Source organism: Planotetraspora thailandica, from assembly GCF_016863335.1.
GTDB classification, from domain to species: Bacteria; Actinomycetota; Actinomycetes; order Streptosporangiales; family Streptosporangiaceae; genus Planotetraspora; species Planotetraspora thailandica.
The window spans coordinates 157715-177788 of sequence record NZ_BOOR01000024.1 but is presented as its reverse complement, the minus strand read 5'-3'; the positions used below and the strand labels follow the sequence as shown (position 1 = coordinate 177788).

The 20074-nt window shown below is 69.7% G+C and carries 18 protein-coding genes; 9 read left to right on the top strand and 9 right to left on the bottom strand.

Going from position 1 to position 20074, the window contains the following annotated elements:
* Nucleotides 1-161: 161 nt before the first annotated feature.
* Nucleotides 162-632 (bottom strand): Lrp/AsnC family transcriptional regulator, encoded by a 471-nt coding sequence (locus Pth03_RS17845; protein WP_203945420.1) that lies wholly within the window; start codon nt 630-632, stop codon nt 162-164.
* A gap of 131 nt (nt 633-763) precedes the next feature.
* Between Pth03_RS17845 and Pth03_RS17840 the strand changes: the two genes are divergently transcribed.
* Nucleotides 764-1657: a phenylalanine 4-monooxygenase gene (locus Pth03_RS17840; protein WP_203945419.1), complete on the top strand. Its 894-nt coding sequence runs from the start codon at nt 764-766 to the stop codon at nt 1655-1657.
* Between the two features lie 25 nt (nt 1658-1682).
* Here Pth03_RS17840 and Pth03_RS17835 read toward each other — a convergent pair whose 3' ends face one another.
* The 4 genes from Pth03_RS17835 to Pth03_RS17820 all read right to left on the bottom strand — a co-directional run bounded on the left by Pth03_RS17835 (nt 1683) and on the right by Pth03_RS17820 (nt 6545).
* Nucleotides 1683-3371: a phosphodiester glycosidase family protein gene (locus Pth03_RS17835; protein WP_203945418.1), complete on the bottom strand. Its 1689-nt coding sequence runs from the start codon at nt 3369-3371 to the stop codon at nt 1683-1685.
* Between the two features lie 343 nt (nt 3372-3714).
* Nucleotides 3715-3927, bottom strand: a complete 213-nt coding sequence (locus Pth03_RS17830; protein WP_203945417.1) for a hypothetical protein — start codon at nt 3925-3927, stop codon at nt 3715-3717.
* Between the two features lie 143 nt (nt 3928-4070).
* Nucleotides 4071-5681 (bottom strand): PucR family transcriptional regulator, encoded by a 1611-nt coding sequence (locus Pth03_RS17825; protein WP_203945416.1) that lies wholly within the window; start codon nt 5679-5681, stop codon nt 4071-4073.
* A 96-nt stretch (nt 5682-5777) separates the two neighbouring features.
* Nucleotides 5778-6545, bottom strand: coding sequence for a TetR/AcrR family transcriptional regulator (locus tag Pth03_RS17820; RefSeq protein ID WP_203945415.1), 768 nt, complete (start codon nt 6543-6545; stop codon nt 5778-5780).
* Between the two features lie 44 nt (nt 6546-6589).
* Between Pth03_RS17820 and Pth03_RS17815 the strand changes: the two genes are divergently transcribed.
* The 4 genes from Pth03_RS17815 to Pth03_RS17800 all read left to right on the top strand — a co-directional run bounded on the left by Pth03_RS17815 (nt 6590) and on the right by Pth03_RS17800 (nt 12312).
* Nucleotides 6590-8095, top strand: coding sequence for an MFS transporter (locus Pth03_RS17815; RefSeq protein WP_239119120.1), 1506 nt, complete (start codon nt 6590-6592; stop codon nt 8093-8095).
* A 119-nt stretch (nt 8096-8214) separates the two neighbouring features.
* A complete protein-coding gene (locus tag Pth03_RS17810) occupies nt 8215-9549 on the top strand; it encodes an aspartate aminotransferase family protein (RefSeq protein ID WP_203945414.1) in 1335 nt (444 codons plus the stop codon).
* Nucleotides 9536-11029 (top strand): CoA-acylating methylmalonate-semialdehyde dehydrogenase, encoded by a 1494-nt coding sequence (locus Pth03_RS17805; protein ID WP_203945413.1) that lies wholly within the window; start codon nt 9536-9538, stop codon nt 11027-11029. Before Pth03_RS17810 ends, Pth03_RS17805 begins: the two co-directional genes overlap by 14 nt.
* Before the next feature lie 113 nt (nt 11030-11142).
* Nucleotides 11143-12312, top strand: a complete 1170-nt coding sequence (locus Pth03_RS17800; RefSeq protein WP_203945412.1) for an extracellular solute-binding protein — start codon at nt 11143-11145, stop codon at nt 12310-12312.
* Nucleotides 12313-12316: 4 nt separating this feature from the next.
* On the opposite strand, the gene Pth03_RS17795 is transcribed toward Pth03_RS17800, so the two are convergent.
* The 3 genes from Pth03_RS17795 to gabT all read right to left on the bottom strand — a co-directional run bounded on the left by Pth03_RS17795 (nt 12317) and on the right by gabT (nt 14600).
* A complete protein-coding gene (locus tag Pth03_RS17795; protein WP_203945411.1) occupies nt 12317-12763 on the bottom strand; it encodes a DoxX family protein in 447 nt (148 codons plus the stop codon).
* 11 nt (nt 12764-12774) lie between these two features.
* Nucleotides 12775-13023 (bottom strand): hypothetical protein, encoded by a 249-nt coding sequence (locus tag Pth03_RS17790; RefSeq protein ID WP_239119119.1) that lies wholly within the window; start codon nt 13021-13023, stop codon nt 12775-12777.
* 203 nt (nt 13024-13226) lie between these two features.
* Entirely contained in the window at nt 13227-14600 is a 1374-nt protein-coding gene (gene gabT / locus Pth03_RS17785) for a 4-aminobutyrate--2-oxoglutarate transaminase (protein ID WP_203945410.1), read from the bottom strand.
* A 104-nt stretch (nt 14601-14704) separates the two neighbouring features.
* Between gabT and Pth03_RS17780 the strand changes: the two genes are divergently transcribed.
* Nucleotides 14705-16282, top strand: coding sequence for a PucR family transcriptional regulator (locus tag Pth03_RS17780; protein WP_203945409.1), 1578 nt, complete (start codon nt 14705-14707; stop codon nt 16280-16282).
* 37 nt (nt 16283-16319) lie between these two features.
* On the opposite strand, the gene Pth03_RS17775 is transcribed toward Pth03_RS17780, so the two are convergent.
* Nucleotides 16320-16946: a TetR/AcrR family transcriptional regulator gene (locus Pth03_RS17775; protein ID WP_203945408.1), complete on the bottom strand. Its 627-nt coding sequence runs from the start codon at nt 16944-16946 to the stop codon at nt 16320-16322.
* A 234-nt stretch (nt 16947-17180) separates the two neighbouring features.
* Here Pth03_RS17775 and Pth03_RS17770 point away from each other — a divergent pair, with 234 nt between their 5' ends.
* The 3 genes from Pth03_RS17770 (at nt 17181) to Pth03_RS17760 (ending at nt 20066) form a co-directional block, all read left to right on the top strand.
* Complete coding sequence (locus tag Pth03_RS17770) at nt 17181-18608, top strand: aldehyde dehydrogenase family protein (RefSeq protein ID WP_239119123.1); 1428 nt, start codon at nt 17181-17183, stop codon at nt 18606-18608.
* Nucleotides 18609-18693: 85 nt separating this feature from the next.
* A complete protein-coding gene (locus tag Pth03_RS17765; RefSeq protein ID WP_203945406.1) occupies nt 18694-19839 on the top strand; it encodes an inorganic phosphate transporter in 1146 nt (381 codons plus the stop codon).
* A complete protein-coding gene (locus Pth03_RS17760; RefSeq protein ID WP_203945405.1) occupies nt 19836-20066 on the top strand; it encodes a hypothetical protein in 231 nt (76 codons plus the stop codon). The genes Pth03_RS17765 and Pth03_RS17760 overlap by 4 nt, the downstream gene beginning before the upstream one ends.
* Nucleotides 20067-20074 lie beyond the last annotated feature (8 nt).

The following is a 20074-nucleotide window of genomic DNA, read 5'->3' as shown; positions in this document are numbered from 1 at the left end:
CAGGGGTCTTTCCCCCCGTGACGCTTTCTCCGCACACGAGGCTCGCATCTCACTGAGTTGACGATCACGGGCAGCTGGCCGGCCCTGCGTTTCCCAAGCAGCCTCAACTCAGCATCGGCGCGACACTGCGATTCCGGTGACGACGTCCGAGGATTGGGGGGTCAGGGGGCGGGCTCTGCGGCCGCCCTGAGAAGAGGGTCGATGCGGAAGGGAATCTGGGTCGACAAGGCGATGGTGGTGTCGGTCCGCTGAACGGCAGGAGATGCGAGGATCCTCGCGATGATCTCCTGGAGATGTGGCGTGCTTCGCGCGACGACGCGGCACAGGAGGTCGGCCTGGCCGCTGGTGCCGTACACCTCGAGAATTTCGGGGATGGTGCCGAGGGTCTGTACGGCTTCCGTGAGCTTTCCCTGTGCGATCTGGAGAGAGGCGAACGCGAGGATCGGGTAGCCGATCTCCTCGGTCACGACCGTCGGCCCGAAGTCGCTGATCACACCTCGCATGGTGAGTTTTTCCAGGCGAGCCTGCACGGTTCCGCGGGCGACGCCGAGCAGCCGGGCGAGCTCGGTCAGCCCGATCCGGGGGTTGGCTCGCATGGTGACCAGCAGTTGGCTGTCGAGGGCGTCCAGCATGCGGACGAGGCTACGCCCAGACTGGTCGAATCGACTAGCGCCGACACGAAGAATGCGACGATATTGAGCGATTCGCTCACTTTAATTGGTCGCTCTTGCCAGCCAATCGACCAGTTGCTGTCATAGGAGATATGTTCGAGGAAGCGCAGTATTTCGCCCCGGTCGAGAAGCGTGATGACGGCTCCGTCGTCGTCGAGCTGGCGAGCAGCCATCCCGGGTTCGCGGACACGGTGTACCGGAACCGGCGCAACGCCATCGCGGCCCTCGCACTCGGGTACAAGCCGGGGGATCCCATCCCTCACGCCGAATACACGGAGGAAGAGCACCACGTGTGGGCGCTCGTCACGGAGCAGCTCGGCCTCAAGCACGCCAAATACGCGGTGCACGAGTTCATCGAGGCGGCGGCCCGCCTCGGTCTTCCCGCGGATCACATCCCTCAGCTTCAGGAGGTCAGCGACCTCCTCCAGCCGATCACCGGATTCCGGTACATGCCGGCGGCGGGGCTTGTGCCGCTTCGTGAGTTCTACAGCGTGCTGGCGGACGGATTGTTCTACTCCACGCAGTACATCAGGCATCATTCCGTGCCCTTCTACACGCCTGAGCCCGACATCATCCACGAGGTCATCGGGCACGGGAACACGCTGGCCTCGGCGCGTTTCGCCGACCTCTACCGGCTCGCGGGCCAGGCCGCGCGACGGGTCGAGAGCGACGAGGCCCTGGAGTTCGTCTCGAAGGTCTTCTGGTTCACTCTCGAGTTCGGGGTCATGCGCGAGCACGGCGAGACCAAGGCGTACGGCGCGGGCATCCTGAGCTCGTCGGGCGAGATCGAGGAGTTCCGCGGGATGGACATCCGCCCGCTCGACCTCAAGGCCATGGGCACCACGCACTACGACATCACGAAATATCAGGAGGTGCTCTTCGAGGCGGCTTCGTTCGACCACCTCGAAGACGTCGTCGGCACGTTCTGGGACACCTGCGATGACGACACGATCGCCGCGCTGATGTCCTCAGCCGAAGGACGGTAACGACTCCGCTCCACGGGCGGGGCGCTCACGACCCACCGCGGACGACCAGCAGCGCGTCGCCGACGCCGCGCTCGGTGCCGTCGGACGGACGGTTGACCACCTTGCGGCCGATGACCATCGTGCTCGATCCGCCGCCGTCCAGGTTCATCGCGTCCCGCGCGCCGAGCCAGCGCATCAGTTCTGCGCTCTCGTAGAACGACGCGCCCACGGCGGTTCCCGGGGCGCGGCCGTCCACGACGGCGAGAATCAGCACCCCCGACACGGTGACTCCGGCGAGCGTGCGGGGATGCCGACGCACGATCATGTTGTTGTTCGCCATGCCGTCCCGGGCGGCGGTGATCGACGTCTCCCCGTCCCGTACGAGTCCGATGGCACCGCCGATGATGCTGGTGTCGGGTGTGAGCGGAATGGCCCGGTGCGTGCGCAGGTCGGTGACCTCGGTGGTCACGTCGATGGTCCTGCCTTTCGCCGCATGCTCGTCGAGCCAAGCCGCGGCGGCCCCGACGCCGTGCAGCACCCGGGTGCCCCGCGCGACACGCCCCCCGGCGTTGCGCACCTTGAGCACGGCTCCGGAGGCGTCGAGCACCGCCTCGACTCCGTGATCGGCGGGTGTGGACCTGCCCAGTTCCTTCGTGTACATCACCAGTTCGCCCGTCCGGGGCAACCGGTTGAGACCGCCGACGGCCTGCGCGGCGCCGTTGTCGGCCGTCGCCGTGACCGATGTCGACAGCTCGGTCACCCGGGCCTGCCGGCCCACCATCACCAGTCCCGTACGGCCAGGCACCGCCTCGCTGAGGAGCTTGCCGTTCACGACGGAGATCCCGGTCGGGTCTCCGCTGAACTCTCTGAGTGTGTGGATGTCGAAGAACCCGCCGTTGACGGCCGCGATGGCCTTGTCCGCCGCCGCCATCGCGGAGACCGTCTCCCGCTGGGCGACCCCGGCTCCCAGCGACGCTCGGACGGAGCCCTTGAAGGCGCGCGGGTCGATCATCAGGACGCGTACGGTCCACGGGCCATCGGTCACGAAGCCGTCGTCGCCTTCGAAATCGACCTTTGCGGAGATGCCCGCATCCTTGAGCCGCTTGACGACCCGCTCGGCTTCGACCTTCTCGCTGAGAGGCCAGGCACCCACCCGTACCATCCAGAGGTCCGCGGCCGGGTAGTCGGCGACGGCCGGCCGGGTGAATCTCACAAAGGTGGGGCTGAACCCGGCCGCCTGCACCGCGAGCGCCTGGGCCTGCGCGGTCCCCTTCCGAAAGGCGTCCTTGCCGCCGATGACGACGCTCACGCTGTAGCCGTCGGCGGGCTTGCCGTGCCTGAGGGTGATGTAGTCGAGGCCGGGGGCCACATGTTTCACGGTTTTGTCGATCGCACCGGCCTCGCCGAGGGGGAAACCGCTGCTCGGGAGAGCGGCCGCCGGTGAGGTCGCCGGGAGTCGCCGTGTATCCGGAGGGCTTTCGGCGGGACGGCCGTCCTCGTCGGGTCCGGCCGTACGGGTGTCCGGAGGCGGTGCGGCGACGGGCGCGCCACCCGGGGCGCTCACGTCGGCGGACCTGATCGGGACGTCTGTCTTATGGTCGGTGACGGCGGGAAGGCGAGTGCGGGGGACTTCCGGGGTGGAACGAGCGGACATGGACCAGGCGATCGCCGGGGCCGTGAGCGCGGCCACCGCCAGGGCCAGGAACCCGGCGCCGGCGGTCAGGCGGCTTCTCATGCGATCTTCCCTCGTTCGTGATCCTTTGCAGGACCATCGTCACCATAACGGGCCGCCTGGTGGGGCGAACACGCCAAAGAACGTGAGAAAAGATCGCGACTTCAGGTGCAGCAGTGCATGATCACGGATGGCATCTGCGCAGGTCACGCGACGTGGCGGCGAACTTCTGCATGATCACGCATCATGTTTGCGCAGGTCGTGAGGCACGATGACGAACTTCTGCATGATCACGGTGAGGGTTTGCGCACGTCGCATGGCGTGGCGGCGAACTTCTGCATGATCACGCCCAGGGGGGCCAAGGGGGGCCAAGGGGGGCCAAGGGGGGTCTGGGAGGTTGGGGGGGTCAGGGGGATTGGGCGTCGATTTCGCGGGCCTGCTGGACGAAGTCTTGGGCCGACCTGGCCTCCACATGGATCAGTCGACCGTTGCGCCGCCGGGACATGCCCCAATAGTGCGTGGTGGCCTGGCCCCACCAGATCGTCCACTGGGGGAATCGGGCGGAGAGGGCTCGGACCACGATGGCCGGACTGATGTGGGGTTCGCTCGTCGTCTGCACACTCTGAGACAAGCACGATTCGCAGGGTGTGCGCGAGTGTGCGGAGAGTAGTCGGTGCAAAGGACTTACACGCGGAGAGGCAGACCTGTATCCGGGTATGCGGCATCTTCCCGATCGTCGTTCGGATATCTCCCGACCACGAGTCAGGTGGTTTCGCGGCGGAAGGTCTCAAGGGCAAGAAGCGCCACATGTAAGGACAAGCAGGACTCGACGTCGTCGAGGTCGATCTCCAGGATGCGTTCGAGCCGGCGAAGCCGGTCATAGAAGGCGGGTCGGGACAGGTGGGCCTTCTGAGCGGCGACCGCCTTGTTGCGGCCGGCGTCCAGGTAGACCCGCAGGATCCTGGCCAGGTCGCCGTGCCGCTGGGCGTCGTGGGCGAGCAGCGCGCCCAGTTCGCGCTCGGCGAACGTCTGGAGCCGGGCGTCGTCGCGCAGCAGATGCAGCAGGCCGCGCAGCCGCAGGTCGGGGAGGCGGTAGAACGCCCGGCCGTCCGGCTGGCGCACCGCGACGTCGGCCACCTGCTCGGCCTCCTGGAAGCTTCGCCGTACGTCTTTGACCGACTCGACCATGGATCCGGCGGCCAGTACGAAAGGCGTCGGGAAGGTGGCGCGGAGGCGGTCGGCCAGCGCGCAGAGCGCCGACTCGGCCGCGGTCCGCGGCGGCAGGGGGAGCAGCACGCCGACGCGGTTCTGGTCGAGCGCGCCGACCAGCGCGGGCAGTCGCGCCTCGCGGCAGGCGGCGGCCGCCGCCTCGGCCAGCTCGCCCAGCCGGGCCTGCTCACCGAGCGCGGTGCCGGTCGCCACGGTCAGCCGGATGACGGCGCTGATGAGTTTGCGTCCGGTGAGCGGCACGCCGACCGCGCGGGCGCGTGCGGCCGCCTCGTCCGGGTCGGAGTACGCGTGCGTGAGGATGCCGGTGATGATCGTGCCGTGCGCCTGGCGTTCGAGGGATTCCTGGTGGCGCTCCAGCAGGCGGCTGAGCGCCAGGGTCGTGGCGGCCCGCTCGGCGAGCACGATGTCGTGCGGGGTCGGAGGCGCGTCGCACAGGAGGATCAGTCGCCCCCAGTCCTGCCCGCGGGCGCCCACCATGGTGACCAGCCATCCGGTGTCCGCGTCGTAGGCGGTGCGCTCCTCGGGCGAGATCGCGCGTGACCGCGTCTCCCAGTTGGCCAGGATGGTGCCGGTGTCACCCCCGGCGACGTCGCAGGCGAGCACTTGGTGGGCGAGGTTCTCGAGTACGGCCGGCCGCCCGGAGAATCGGGCCACCTGGGCGAGCACCTCGGACGGCGAGGCACCCTCGACCGACAGTTCGGTGAAGACCTCGTGGAGTTGCTCGGAGGCCCGCAGCTCCTGCAGCTGGATGTCGATGATCCGGGCGTGCACCGACTCGGTGATCTGCACGAACGGCGTCTCGCGCGCGAGTGTGACCAGGGGCAGGCCATGCTCCTCCGCGGCCTTGACGACCGCGCGGGGAAGCTCGCGGACGAACCTGCGTCCGAGCTCGACGACGAGGCCGGAGGCGCCGACGGCGGCCAGGTCGGCGATGTAGTCGGCCAGCTTGTCCGGCTCGGCGGGCAGGGCGACGCCGGTGGTGAGGACGAGCTCGCCGCCGCGCAGGAGATGGGCGATGTCGGTGATCTCCCCGACGTGCACCCAGCGGACCTTGGTGTCCAGCCGGTCGCCCCCCGCGACGACGCGCGGATTGCCCCGGCGGACGGCGTCCAGCGCGAGCACGTCGGCGACTGTGGGCAGCATGTACCGAGGCTACCTGATCACAATGTAAAGGTGATGGGCCAGTAGCTGACAAGATGAGGGCCTGTCACGTTCCGTGGAACTCCTGCGCCCGCGTCGTCACGTGTCGCCGTGGACCTCGGCCTCGCGCGTGATCCGGCGGTCCTTTGTCCGGTTCCCGGGGATGCGGGCGGCGAGGCCGTCGAGCAGTGCCGCGAGCCCGAAGTCGAACGCGAACCGCCTGGCTGTCAAGGGGTCGGTCATCGTGATGGCGGAGGCGTCGTACCGCGCCATCAGGCTCGGGTATCCGGCGCCGATTTCTTCGATGATCGGCCCCATGAGGGCCTGCATGCCCACCACATCGGTGCCGGCCTGGGCGACGGCGTTGAGGTAGGAGACCTCGGGGACGGTGGCCCCGAGCGTGTAGGACACCACGGCGGCGACCGCGTAGTCGACGTCGACGCCGTCGAAGCCGGCGCTGGAGAACGCCCCCATCAGACGCTCGGCCGCAGTCAGGGCGTTGGGCCCGAGACTCGGGAGCACCCCGATGAGGGTCACGCTCCAGGGATGCTGAGAGACGGCGCCGCGCATGCCGTAGGCGAAGGCGGTCGCGGCGTTGTACCAGTCGGCGTCCTCGGGGATGACCACCTTGGCGTAGACCTCGTCCATGACGAGTTCGAGCAGTTCGTCCTTGTTGGCGACGTGCCAGTAGAGGCTGGTCGCGCCCGCGCCGAGGTGCGCCCCGAGTTTGCGCATGCTGAGCGCGTCGAGCCCATCGGCGTCGAGCAGTTCCATCGCCGCCCGCACGATCTGGTCGCGGCTCAGTCCCTGGTCGCGGGGGCCCTTTCGCTCGCGCGTCCAGACGGATGAGAACGGCTTCGCAGACATCGCCTCAGAATATTTGCTCGCACACTGTTCGAGAATATCGTACGGTGTCCGAGTCCAATCGCACACTGTTCGAGGTGGCCTTCATGTCACATCCCCGCCGATGGTGGATCCTCGTCGTCCTCTGCCTGAGCCTGCTCACGCTCGTCGTGGACAACACCGTGCTCAACCTGGCGATCCCCTCCCTCATGCGCGACCTCGGCGCCTCGCCGTCGGACGTGCAGTGGATCATCGACGCCTACATCCTGGTCTTCGCCGGGCTGCTGCTCACCTCGGGAAGCCTGTCCGACCGGTACGGCAGGCGCCTGTTCCTGGTCATCGGGCTGGCCTTCTTCGGCGGCGCCTCGGTCCTCGCCATGCTCGCGACCCAGCCGTGGCAGCTCATCGGCGCCCGGGCGCTGATGGGGGTGGGCGGATCGCTCGTCATGCCGTCCACGATGTCGATCATGATCACCGTCTTCGACGACAGCGAACGCAGGAAGGCGTTCGCCGCGTGGAGCTCGGTGGCCATGGTCGGCGTCATCGCCGGGCCCACGCTGGGCGGCTTCTTGCTTCAGCACTACTACTGGGGCTCGGTCTTCCTGCTCAACGTGCCGATCGCGGTCGTGGCGATCGTCGCGGCGTTCGTTTTGATGCCCGAGTCGAAGGGTGAATTCCGGCCCGTCGACCCGGTCGGCGTCGTGTTGTCGGTCATCGGCATGGGAGCCCTGGTCTACGCGGTCGTGTCCGCGCCCGCCGGCGACTGGAACCCGGTCGTGGTGGGCGTGGCTGTGCTGGCCCTGCTTGGCTTCGTGTTGTGGGAGCGCAGGGTCGCGCACGCGATGTTGCCGCTGTCGCTCTTCCGGGACCGGCAGTTCAGCGGGGCCTCGTTCTCGATCGTGCTCCTGTCGTTCGGCTCGGGCGCCCTGATGCTCGCCCTCACGCAGTATCTGCAGTTCGTCCTCGGCTACGAACCGCTGAAGGCCGGCCTGGCGCTGCTGCCGTACGTCGCGGCCGCGATGGTCTTCAACGGGGTAGGGGCGGGCCTGGGCAAGAAGCTCGACAACAGGACGCTGATCGTCGCCGGGCTGCTGGTCATGGCGGGCGGCTTCGGCCTGCTGTCCACGCTCGACCGCGGTTACGGCGTGCTCATCGCGAGCCTGCTCATCATGGGGGTGGGCGGCGGCCTGGCCGGTCCGGCGGCGTACGCCTCGCTGATGGGCGCGGTGCCGCCGGAGCGGGCCGGCGTCGGATCGGCGCTCAACGACACGGTGCAGCAGGTCGGCGCGGCGCTGAGCGTGGCCGTGCTCGGCAGCGTCCTGGCGGGCGTCTACACGGCGTCGATGCCGGGCTCGGCGCCCGAGGCCGCCCGCGACTCGATCAGCGGGGCGCTCGCGCTGGGCGACCCCTCCGTCGCCGAGGCGGGACGCGAGGCCTTCGTCTCCGCGATGTCGGTCGGCTCGCTGGTGGGGCTCGGTTTCAGCGTGGGTGCGGCCGTGGTGGCGCTGCTGGTCCTGCGGCGTGTTCCCGTCTCCCGTGCGCAGCCCGCGCAGGAGGAACCGGCCTCCGTGTGAGCCATATTATGTCCTGACATAGCCGGGAAGCATGCTGTTCCAGTGTGTAACGCGGAGTCGGAGTTTTCCGACAGGTTGGGAGGTGGGAGACGAGGGTGGGAAGCCGCGATACTCGAACCATGTCCGACTCTTCCCGCAACCCCGGGCCGCCCTCCGGCTCCGCGGAGCTCCTGGCGCGCCATCGCGCCGTCCTGCCCAACTGGGTGAACCTCTACTACGACGAACCCATCGAGATCGTCAGCGGCAAGGGCAACCGTGTCGTCGACGCGTCAGGGAAGAGCTATCTGGACTTCTTCGCCGGCATCCTCACCAACATGATCGGGTACGACGTGCCCGAGGTGCGGGAGGCCGTCGAGCGCCAGTTGGCGACGGGCATCGTGCACACCTCGACGCTCTACCTGATCCGCGCGCAGGTCGAGCTGGCCGAGAAGATCGCCCGGCTGTCGCGCATCCCCGACGCCAAGGTCTTCTTCACCAACTCCGGCACTGAGGCCAACGAGACGGCGCTGCTGCTGGCGACCTACGCGCGCAAGACCGACCAGGTGCTCGCGATGCGGCAGAGCTACCACGGCCGGTCGTTCGGCGCCGTCAGCGTCACGTCCAACCGCTCGTGGAAGAACAACTCGCTGTCGCCGCTCAACGTGCACTTCCTGCACGGCGCCGACCGGCACCTCGCCCAGTTCCGGGGCCTGTCCGACGCCGACTACATCAAGGCGTGCGTCGACGACCTGCGCCACGTGCTCGCCACGGCGGTCTCCAATGACGTCGCGGCGCTCATCGCGGAGCCGATCCAGGGCGTCGGCGGCTTCACCATGGCGCCCGACGGCCTGTTCGCCGCCTATAAGGAGGTCCTCGACGCGGAGGGCGTCCTGTTCATCTCCGACGAGGTTCAGACCGGGTGGGGACGCACCGGTTCGGCCTTCTTCGGCATCGAGAACCACGGCGTGGTCCCCGACATGCTGACCTTCGCCAAGGGGCTGGGCAACGGCTTCGCCGTCGGCGGCGTCGTCGCCCGCGGCGAGCTCATGGACGCGCTGCACGCCGTCGGGCTCTCCACGTTCGGCGGCAACCCGATCTCCATGGCGGCCGCCAACGCCACGCTCGACTACGTGCTCGACCACGACCTGCAGGCCAACGCCGCCAGGACGGGAGACATCATCATCGCGGGCCTGCGCGAGGCCGAGCAGCGGCTCGGCGTCGTCGGCGCCGTGCGCGGCAGGGGACTGATGTTCGCCATCGAACTGGTCGACCCCGCCACCGGCGCCCCCGCGCCCGCCCTGGCGGTCCGGTTCCTGGAGGAGACCAAGAAGCTGGGCCTGCTCGTCGGCAAGGGCGGCCTGTACGGCAACACGCTCCGCATGGCCCCGCCGCTCACGATCACCGAGGACGAGGCCCGCGAGGGCCTGGGCATCCTCGTCACCGCTCTGGAGACCCTCAACGATGAAGCACGTTAGCCACTGGATCGCCGGCGCCCGCACCGGCGGCGACGGACGCGCCGCGGAGATCTTCAACCCGGCCACCGGCGAGGTCAGCGGCCAGGTCGCACTCGCGACGGTGGAGGAGGTCGACGCGGCCGTCGAGGCGGCCGCGCGTGCCTTCCCCGATTGGCGCGACGCGTCGCTGGCCAAGCGTGCCAGGGTCCTGTTCCGGTTCCGCGAGCTGATGGACGCCCACCGCGACGACCTGGCCGCCTTGATCACCTCCGAGCACGGCAAGGTGCACGACGACGCGCTCGGCGAGGTCGCGCGCGGTCTCGAGGTGGTCGAGTTCGCCTGCGGCATCCCGCACCTGCTCAAAGGCGGCTTCTCCGAGAACGTCTCGACCCGCGTCGACTCCTACTCGATCCGCCAGCCGCTCGGCGTCGTCGCCGGGATCACGCCGTTCAACTTCCCGGCCATGGTGCCGATGTGGATGTATCCCGTGGCCATCGCCTGCGGCAACACATTCATCCTCAAGCCGTCGGAGAAGGACCCCTCCGCGTCGTTGCTGATGGCCGAGCTGTGGGCCGAGGCGGGCCTGCCCGACGGGGTGTTCAACGTCGTGCAGGGCGACAAGGTCGCGGTCGACCGGCTGCTCGAGCACCCGGTCGTCAAGGCGGTGTCCTTCGTGGGCTCGACGCCGATCGCGCGGTACGTCTACGAGACGGGGACCGCGCGCGGCAAGCGGGTGCAGGCGCTCGGCGGCGCGAAGAACCACATGCTCGTGCTGCCCGACGCCGACCTCGACCTGGTCGCCGACTCGGCGGTGTCGGCCGGGTTCGGCTCAGCCGGCGAGCGCTGCATGGCGATCTCGGTGGTCCTGGCCGTCGACCCGGTGGGTGACGAACTCGTCGAGAAGATCGTCTCCCGGGTGGCCGGGCTGACCGTGGGCCCCGGCGACGACCCCGCGTCGGAGATGGGCCCGCTGGTCACCGAGGCGCACCGCGACAAGGTGGCCTCCTACCTCGACCTCGGCGTCGAGGAAGGCGCCAAGCTCGTCGTGGACGGCCGCGAGACGCCCGTGCGCGGCGGCCGCGGCGACGGTTTCTGGCTCGGGCCGACCGTGCTCGACCACGTGCCGGCGGGCTCTCGCGTGCACCGCGAGGAGATCTTCGGGCCGGTCCTTTCTGTCGTGCGGGTCGCGTCGTACGAGGAGGGCCTCGAGGTCATCAACAACGGCGAGTACGGCAACGGGACCGCGATCTTCACCAACGACGGCGGCGCCGCGCGGCGCTTCCAGAACGAGGTGGAGGTCGGCATGATCGGCATCAACGTGCCGATCCCGGTGCCGATGGCGTTCTACAGCTTCGGCGGGTGGAAGTCCTCGCTCTTCGGCGACACCCACGTCCACGGCACCGAGGGCGTGCACTTCTACACCCGGGGCAAGGTCGTCACCTCCCGCTGGCTCGACCCCTCCCACGGCGGCGTGAACCTGGGCTTCCCCACCAACGGCTGAGCCGTACACGGCGAGCCGAGCCGCGGCGGAAGGCGGTCGTGGGGCCAGTAGGCTCGTGACGTCCGTCTCGTGAGGGGGTCCGCCCGGTGAGGCTTCGCCGTACACAACTGACGGTGGCCGTGGCGGCCGCCGGGTTCCTGGCCGTGGCCTGCGGGGGGACAGGGCAGAGTGACACGGCCGAGGCCGCGCCCGCCACCTCCGCGGCGACGCCCTCCTCGTCGAGCCCGCCGGCCTCCGCGCCGGCGCCGACCCCCACGCCGAGCGGCTCCGCGACCCCTTCGGCGCTCGCGTCGACCGGCCCCGGCGAGGGGTCGGTACGCGTCCTCGCGCTCAACGGGTACGCCGAGTGGGGCAGCACCGACCCCACGGTCAACTGGGTGACTCCCTTCCAGGACGCGACGGGCTGCAAGGTGTCCCTCACGTTCTACGATCCCCGCCAGGAGGCCAAGCCGGGCGGCGTGTCCCTGGGCACGTCCGACGTGGTCTCCGCCACCCCCGAGATCGCGGGCAGGCTGATCGACGAGGGCAAGGCCGCCCCGCTGAACACCGCCCTCATCAAGGGGTACGGCAAGCTCTCGTCGCGGCTGCGGGGGCTTCCCGCGATCACCAGGAACGATCAGGTGTACGGCGTGCCGTACCTGTGGGGCGTCAACGAGGTGCTCTACGACACCACGAAGGTCACGCCCGCGAACGCTGGAGCGATCTACCGCGACAAGGGGCCCGTGCTGCTCAAGGACAGCCCGATGTCGATCGCGGACGCGGCGCTCGCCCTCGGAGACGAGGACGTCAAGAACCCGTTCGACCTGACGCCCGGACAGCTCGACGCGGCGATGAAGCTCGTGGGCTCGGAGCGGCCCGGCACGCGCGACTTCTGGACCGACCCCATCGAGGTGGTGCAGGCGCTCGCGTCGGATTCCGCGCGGCTGGCGCAGGGCACGCCGTATCACCTCGACGTGCTCCAGCGCGGGCGCAAGCCCGTCGAGGCGCTCGACAGGCGGCCCCTGACCGCATGGGCGGACTCATGGATGGTCTCGAAGACCGCCGCCCACCCGTCGTGCGCCTACCGCTGGCTCGAATGGACCGCCTCGGCCAAGGTGCAGGGACAGGCGTCGGCGTGGACGGGACTCGCGCCCGCCGATCCCGGAGCGTGCACGGGCGACGCGAGGCGGGTGTGCGCCGACTATCACGTGGGAACGGCGCAGGCCTTCAAGAACCTCTATTTCGCCGTACGGCCGGCCGCCTACGCGCAGTGGGCGCAGCGCTGGACGCAGGCGGTGCCCTGATCCCTCACAACCGATCGTGCGCGAGGGCGGGGACGGGCGCTCTGCCGCGTTCGCGCCACCGGCGTAGCAGGGCGTCCAGCGCCCACGGGCCGGGGCCGAGCACCACGATGAGCAAGAACGACCAGCAGAACATCGCCGACAACTCGCCGCCGTTGGTGAGGGGGAGCAGCCCTCTCGGCTGGTGCACGGAGAAGTAGGCGAACGCCATGGAGCCGGAGGCGAACAGCGCGGCGGCGCGGCTGAACAACCCGATCAGCACGAGCGCACCGCACAGGCCCTGGATGAGGGCGGCCCACCAGCCGGGCCACGAGCCGAACTCGACCGCGTGGCCCGATCCGCGGTTGCCGCCGAAGAGGTTGAACATCGAGGCCAGCCCGTGACAGGTGAACATCAAGCCCGTCACGATGCGGAACAACGAGAGCACCGGTCCGTCGAGTCTGTCGAGCCTCATGAGATCGCCCCTCACGACATGGCGGCGCGGGAGCGGCGGGGGAGCGGAACCTTACCCTCGGGCGCGGGCAGCAGTGCCTCGGCGCAGTCGTCGCAGGCGTGCACGGGGGCGTTGTCGGGGAGCCGCCCCACCTTGACGCGGGGGCGGGGCCACTTCTTGTGACAGACGACGCAGGCGTCGCCGTCGCGCTGGACGGGGGTCAGGCCGGCAGGGTCGAACGTCAGCATGAGGCGCTCGGCACCGTTCGGGTTCCAGGCCATCCACGTCCCCCCTCGATCGCGTATCGAAACCGTTATAACGCGGTTACGGCTTGTGATCGGCGCATGTCAGGCCAAGGGGCGGTTAAATCGCGGCATGGCGCAGGCTTTACCCCAACGAAGCAGGGTCTACGACAACAAAAGGGACACCCGGCAACAAGCGGGGTGTCCCTTTTATCGTGATCGCGTGGTCTGCTCCGCGGGGGTCAGACGCCCGCCTCGGCGGCGACGGCCCGCTCCAGGATGGAAAGGCCCTCCTCCAGCAGGTGGTCGGGAATCACCAGTGGCGGGAGGAATCGCAGCACGTTGCCGTACGTGCCGGCGGTGAGCACCAGGAGTCCCTCCGCGTGGCACCGCGCCGCGATCGGCCCGGCCGGCAGCGGGTCCTTGGTGCCGGGCGTCACGAGTTCGATCGCCGTCATGGCCCCGCGTCCGCGCACGTCGCCGACGATGCCGAAACGCTCCTGCAGTGCGCGCAGCCGCGGCAGCATGATCTCGCCGATGTGGGCGGCGCGCTCGACCAGTTTGTCCTGCTCGATCGTCTCCAGCACGCCGAGAGCCGCCTCGCAGGCGAGCGGGTTGCCGCCGTAGGTGCCCCCGAGCCCGCCGACGTGCACCGCGTCGAGCAGTTCGGCCCGGCCCGTGACCGCGGCGAGCGGAAGGCCGCCCGCGATGCCCTTGGCCGTGCAGATGATGTCGGGCACGATGCCCTCGTCCTCGCAGGCGAACAGATCACCGGTGCGCGCGAAGCCGGTCTGCACCTCGTCGGCGACGAACACGATGCCGTTGGCCTTGCAGAACTCGGCGATCTTCGGCAGGAAACCGCGTGCGGGCACGACGAACCCGCCCTCGCCCGCGATCGGCTCGATGATCACGGCCGCGACGTTCTCGGCGCCGATCTGTTTGTTGATCATGTCGATGGCCTGGGCGGCGGCCTCGTCCGCACAGTTGTCCGGCCCGGTCGGCCACCGGAACGGGTAGGCCAGCGGCACCCGGTACACCTCAGGTGCGAACGGGCCGAACCGGTGCTTGTACGGCATGCTCTTGGCCGTCAGCGTCATGGTGAGAAGCGTGCGGCCGTGGTAGCCGTGGTCGAACACGACGACCGCCGGGCGCCCGGTGGCGTGCCGGGCGACCTTGATGGCGTTCTCGACCGCCTCGGCGCCACTGTTCACCAGGAAGGTGCGCTTTTCGTGGTCGCCGGGCGTGAGGGCGTTGAGCTTCTCGCACACCGCCACATACGACTCGTACGGCGTGACCATGAAGCAGGTGTGCGTGAAGTCGGCGGCCTGCCGCTGGACACGCTCCACCACGCGCGGGGCGGAGTTGCCGACGCTGGTCACGGCGATGCCCGAGCCGAAGTCGATGAGCGAGTTGCCGTCCACGTCGACGAGGACCCCGCCGCCGGCCTGGGTCACGAAGACAGGGAGGGTTGTGCTGACCCCCGGAGGCACGGCCGACTGCCTGCGTGCGAACAGCTCGCGTGATCGCGGGCCGGGGATCTCGGTGACGAGGCGGCGTTCCTGGGGGAGCTCCGGGCCGCCATGAGCGGGAGCGATGGTCGTGCCTTCGACGGTCATGCTTTCGACGGTACGGCCACCGCCTTCACCTGCCGATATGTCTTCATGGCAGAATAAGTGCCGGCTTTTGGCCAACTCGGACAAATTTGGGCTTTGGGGGGCTCATGGCGCCGACACTGCGCCGTGTCGCGGCCATCGGGTCGCTGCACCTGGACGTGCTGGCCGGGCACGCGGAGATGGACAGGCCGGTGCGCTGGGTGGCGGTCAGCGAACTCGAAGATCCCACTCCCTTCCTCGAGGGAGGGGAGCTGGTGCTGACGACCGGCATGCGGCTCACGCCGGGGGACGCCGTGCCGTACGTGTCCCGGCTTGTGGAGCGAGGCGTGGCCGGGCTCGGCTTCGGCGTGGGGCTCGGCCACGACACCGTGCCGTCCGCGTACGTGGAGGCCGCGGCCGCGGCCGGGCTGCCGCTGGTCGAGGTGCCAAGGGACACGGCCTTCATCGCGATCTCCAAGGCGGTCAGCGAGCTCATCGCGGCCGAGCAGTACGAGGAGATCAGCCGGGCGTTCGCCGCGCAGGGCCGGCTCACCAGGGCCGCGCTTCAGCCCGCCGGCACAGGGGCCGTCGTCGACCGGGTTGCCAGGGAGATCACCGGCTGGGCGCTCCTGCTCGACGAGGCGGGAGCCGTACGGCACGCGTCGGCGGCGCCCGGATGCGAGGGCTGGGCGGGTGAGGACGGGGCGGGTGAGGACTCGGTGGGCGAGGACTGGGCGGCGGCCAAGGCGGCCTCGTTACGGCCGGAGCTGGCCCGGCTGAGGACGACGACGGCGCCGGCCAGCCTGGCGCTGGCCACTCCCGGCGAGCACGTGATCGTGCAGCCGCTCGGCCGCCGGGGGTTCTTCGTGGTCGGGGCGGCCAGGACCTTCACCCCCATCGAGCACACGGTCGTCAACGCGGCCTGCTCTCTGCTCACCCTCTCCCTGGAGCAGGGCCGCGGCCGGCGCGCGGCGGCGGGACGGGTGCGTTCGGCGGTTCTCGGGTTGCTGCTGTCCGGGGAGACCGAGGCGGCCACGCAGGTGCTGGAGGCGTTGGGCGAGTCACTGCCCGAGTCACTGCCCGGGGAGCCGGTCGTCGTGCTCGTCTGCGAGACGGGCGACGCCGATGCGCTGGCGGAATCCCTGTCGGAGCCCCCGCCCGCTCCATCGGCGCCGCAGAACGCGGAACAGGCGGCACAGGAGGCGGCCGGGCAGGACCAGGGCGCGATGCCGCCGTGTTTCGTCGCCCCCCGGGGCCGGCTCGTCGTGGTGGTCGGCCCGGCAGGCGAGGCGGACCTGCTCGCGGCCCGCGCGAGCCGGCACGGCCGTGTCGGCGTGGGCGTTCCCGGCGTGGGCCTGCCGTTGGGCCTCGACCAGGCCGAGCGGGCGCTGGCGTCGGCCGCCCCGGTGGCCCGTTTCGCCGAACTGGCCGGTGAGGGCCTGATCGGGCTGCTCGATCCGGACGCCGCCGCGGCCTTCGCGGCCGCGCTGCTCGCCCCCCTGCGCGAGTACGGGTCGCGCGCCGACCTGGTCGAGTCGCTGCGCGCCTACCTGGCCAGCAACGGCCACTGGGACGCCGCGGCGCAGCGGCTCGGCATCCACCGGCACACCTTGCGCTACCGCATGAAACGGGTGAGCGAGCTGCTCGGCCGCGACCTGGAGGACCCCGCCGCCCGGGCCGAACTGTGGATCGCGTTGTGCCTGTGACGGTGCTCGTGACCCGGGGTGTCTGTGACCAGGGCGTTCAGCCGCGTTGGGTGCGGAAGGAGGAGATCGTCGCGGTGGTGACGGTCTCGTAGGTCTTGGCGTCCGGCAGGTGCCCGGCACGTTCCAGACTGAGCGCGCCCTGAGCCGCCGCCCAAAACGCGTCGGCGACCCTGCGCGGCTGGGTCGGCACGAGATGGCCTGCCGATATGCAGTCGGCGATCACCCGGTCGAAGATGTTCAGCGCGGCCCTGGCGAGGGTGCGCGCCCGCTCGCTCGGCACGAATCCGGGGATCGCCCGCTCGAACATCAGGCTGTAGTAGCCCGGCTCCGACAGGGCGGCCTCCCGGTAGGCGGGGCCGAGTGCGGTGAGGTATTCGAAGGGGTCGCTGCGCTGCGGGACGGCTTCGAGGCGGCGGCGGAAACGTTCGAAGCCCTCCAGGTAGAGCGCCTCGGCGAGGCCCTCCTTGCTGCCGAACATCGTGTAGATGACCTGGGTCGCGCAGCTCGCCTCGGCGGCGATGCGCCGCACGGTGAGACTTTCCGGGCCGTCGGAGGTGAGCAACTCGCTGGCGACGTCGAGGAGCTTGGTCCTCAGCTCGTCGTAGCTGCTCCGCTGGCCGCGCGCGTAGGCACCCTGCAATCCGAGCGGCGCCGGCGTACCCATCAGCGACGAGCCCTTCTGAATTCGGGGTCCCCGCGACGGACCCGGATGATGACTTAACCATGCGGCTCGGCTTTCAAACCGCTGTGAAACGGAAAACATCCCGAAATCGCGCTGCATTTGTGACGTACCAAACTTGTCCACATCGGTACGCCGCCGACGGCTGATTGGGCTGAAAGGAGTAGAGCCTAGCGTGACCAGGTGACATACCGTCAGAACATGGACGTGAGCCGTGGTATCGATGTTCTCCCCTTCTGGCTCGCCGGTCGTCCGGCGACGGGTGACTCCGAGCTGACCGTGACCAACTCCCACGACGGGCGGGTCGTAGGTGTGGCCTCCGTTCCCACGGAGGATCAGGTCGAGCAGGCCGTCGCGGCGGCGCACGCCGTCCGCAAGCAGGCCGCCGCGCTGCCCGTGCATGTGCGGGCCGAGGCGCTGGCCCACGTCTCGCGCCGCCTGGCCGAGCGCTCGGAGGAGATCGCCCGGCTCATCACCGCGGAGAACGGCAAGCCGATCTTCTGGGCCAGGGGAGAGGTCGGGCGTGCCGTCTCCACGTTCCGTTTCGCCGCCGAGGAGGCCCGCCGTTTCAGCGGCGGTGTGCAGCGCCTCGACACCGAGCCCGCCGCGCAGGGCCGCCTCGCCTATGTCACGCGTGTGCCGTACGGGCCGGTGCTGGCGATCACCCCGTTCAACTTCCCGCTGAACCTGGTGGCCCACAAGGTCGCCCCGTCGATCGCCGTCGGCGCCCCGATCATCGTGAAGCCGGCTCCCGCGACCCCGCTCTCGTCGCTGCTGCTCGGTGAGATCCTCGCCGAGACCGACCTGCCCGAGGGCATGTTCTCCGTGTTGCCCGTCCCCAACGACCGGGCGGGCGCGCTCGTCGAGGACCCCCGCCTTCCGGTGATCTCGTTCACCGGCTCCGGGCCCGTCGGGTTCGCGATCGCCGACCGGGTGCCGCGCAAGCACGTGACGCTGGAACTCGGGGGCAACGCCGCGGCGGTGGTGCTCGCCGACGCCGACCTCGACTGGGCCGCGAGCAGGATCGCGCTGTTCTCCAACTACCAGGCCGGCCAGAGCTGCATCGCCGTACAGCGGGTGATCGTGGAGGACGCCATCGCCGACGCGTTCACCGACAAGTTGCTCGAGGCCGTCGGCTCGCTCGTCACCGGCGACCCCGACGACGACAAGACGCAGGTCGGGCCGCTGGTCAGCGAGGACGCCGCGATCCGCGTGGAGAGCTGGGTGGGGGAGGCGGTCGCCGCGGGCGCCCGGATCCTGGCCGGAGGCACGCGGGACGGCGCCACGTTCGCCCCCACGGTCCTGGCGGGCGTGCCGGCCGACGCCAAGGTCGTCTGCGAGGAGGTCTTCGGGCCCGTCATGGTCATCCAGCGGGCCGCCTCGGTCGACGAGGCGTTCGCGGCGGTCAACGACTCCAAGTACGGCCTGCAGGCCGGCGTCTTCACCCGCAGTCTCGAGGCGGCGTTCAAGGCCAACCGGGAACTGGAGGTCGGCGGTGTGATCGTCGGCGACGTGCCCTCCTACCGTGCCGACCAGATGCCGTACGGCGGAGTCAAGGAGTCCGGCGTGGGCCGGGAGGGCCTTCACTCGGCGATGGAGGACCTGACCTACGAGAAGGTCATGGTGCTCACCGGCCTGTCGCTCTGAGTGGCGGCGTCCAACGGCGAGTGAACATTAGGCGAATAACCGGACAAACCGGACTAATCGCCTTTGATTTGCACAGTTTCGTGACATGGACGCCAACACCCTGCTTCTGGGTGTCGTCGTGTTGACGGCGCTCGCCTTCGACTTCACCAACGGCTTCCACGACACCGCCAACGCGATGGCCACGTCCATCACGACAGGGGCGCTGCGTCCACGGATCGCGGTGGCCCTGTCGGCGGTGCTCAACTTCGCCGGGGCCTTCCTGTCCCTGAAGGTCGCGGCGACGATCGCGAGCGGCATCGTCGAGACCGGCGCGGTCACCTTGACGGTGGTCTTCTCCGGCCTCGTCGGCGGCCTGGCCTGGAATCTCCTGACCTGGTACTTCGGCCTGCCATCGAGTTCGTCCCACGCGCTGATCGGCGGGGTGGTCGGCGCCACGCTCATAGCGGCGGGCACTTCGGCCGTCAAGGCGGACGGCCTGGTGACGAAGGTGATCCTCCCGGCCGTCCTGTCCCCGGTTTTCGCCATCATGGTCGCGACGGTGGGGACCTTCCTGGTCTACCGGATCACGGCCCGCGTGCCGGAGGGCACACGATTCCGCGGATTCCGGATCGGGCAGATCGGCTCCGCCTCACTCGTGTCGCTGGCGCACGGCACCAACGACGCCCAGAAGACGATGGGCGTCATCACGCTCGCGCTGATCGCCGCCGACGTCCTGCGCCCCGGCTCGGGCCCGCCGTTCTGGGTGATCGCCGCCTGCGCCCTGTCCATCTCGCTCGGCACCTATCTCGGCGGTTGGCGGATCATCAGGACACTGGGCAAGGGGCTGACCGAGATCCAGAGCCCTCAGGGGTTCTCCGCCGAGGGCTCGTCCGCCGCGGTGATCCTCGCGGCGTCCCATTTCGGCTTCCCGCTGTCCACGACCCACGTGTGCAGCGGCTCGATCATGGGCTCCGGGGTGGGGAAACGCCTGGCGGAGGTCAGATGGGGGATCGCGGGCCGCATGGCGGCCGCCTGGGTGATCACGATCCCGGCCGCGGCCCTCGTCGGCGCGGGCGCGTGGAAGGGCACCGACGTCATCGGCGGCATGGGCGGGGTCACGGCGGTCTTCGCCCTCGCCGTGGCCTTCGCCGGGGCGCTCTTCATGGCCGCCCGGCGGGTTCCCGTCACGCATGACAATGTGAACGAGACGTGGACGGGGACGCTGGCACCTGAGAGGGAGCGGGCGGCATGAACCTGGTCGAAGAGGTCGACGCCCTGTGGAAGGTGCTGCTCGCCGGCATGCTCGGCGGGGTCGGCCTGGTCACGTTGTACGCCTTCGGGTTGCTCATGGTCTCCGGCCGGGTGACCGAGAACGGGGGGACCTTCGCCCGTGTGATGGGACGGGCGGTCGGGGGGGCCTGCTTCACCGTCGTCCTGGTTGGGGCCGGCGTGGGTTTGTACGTGATACTGGCGAAATAACGGTGCCT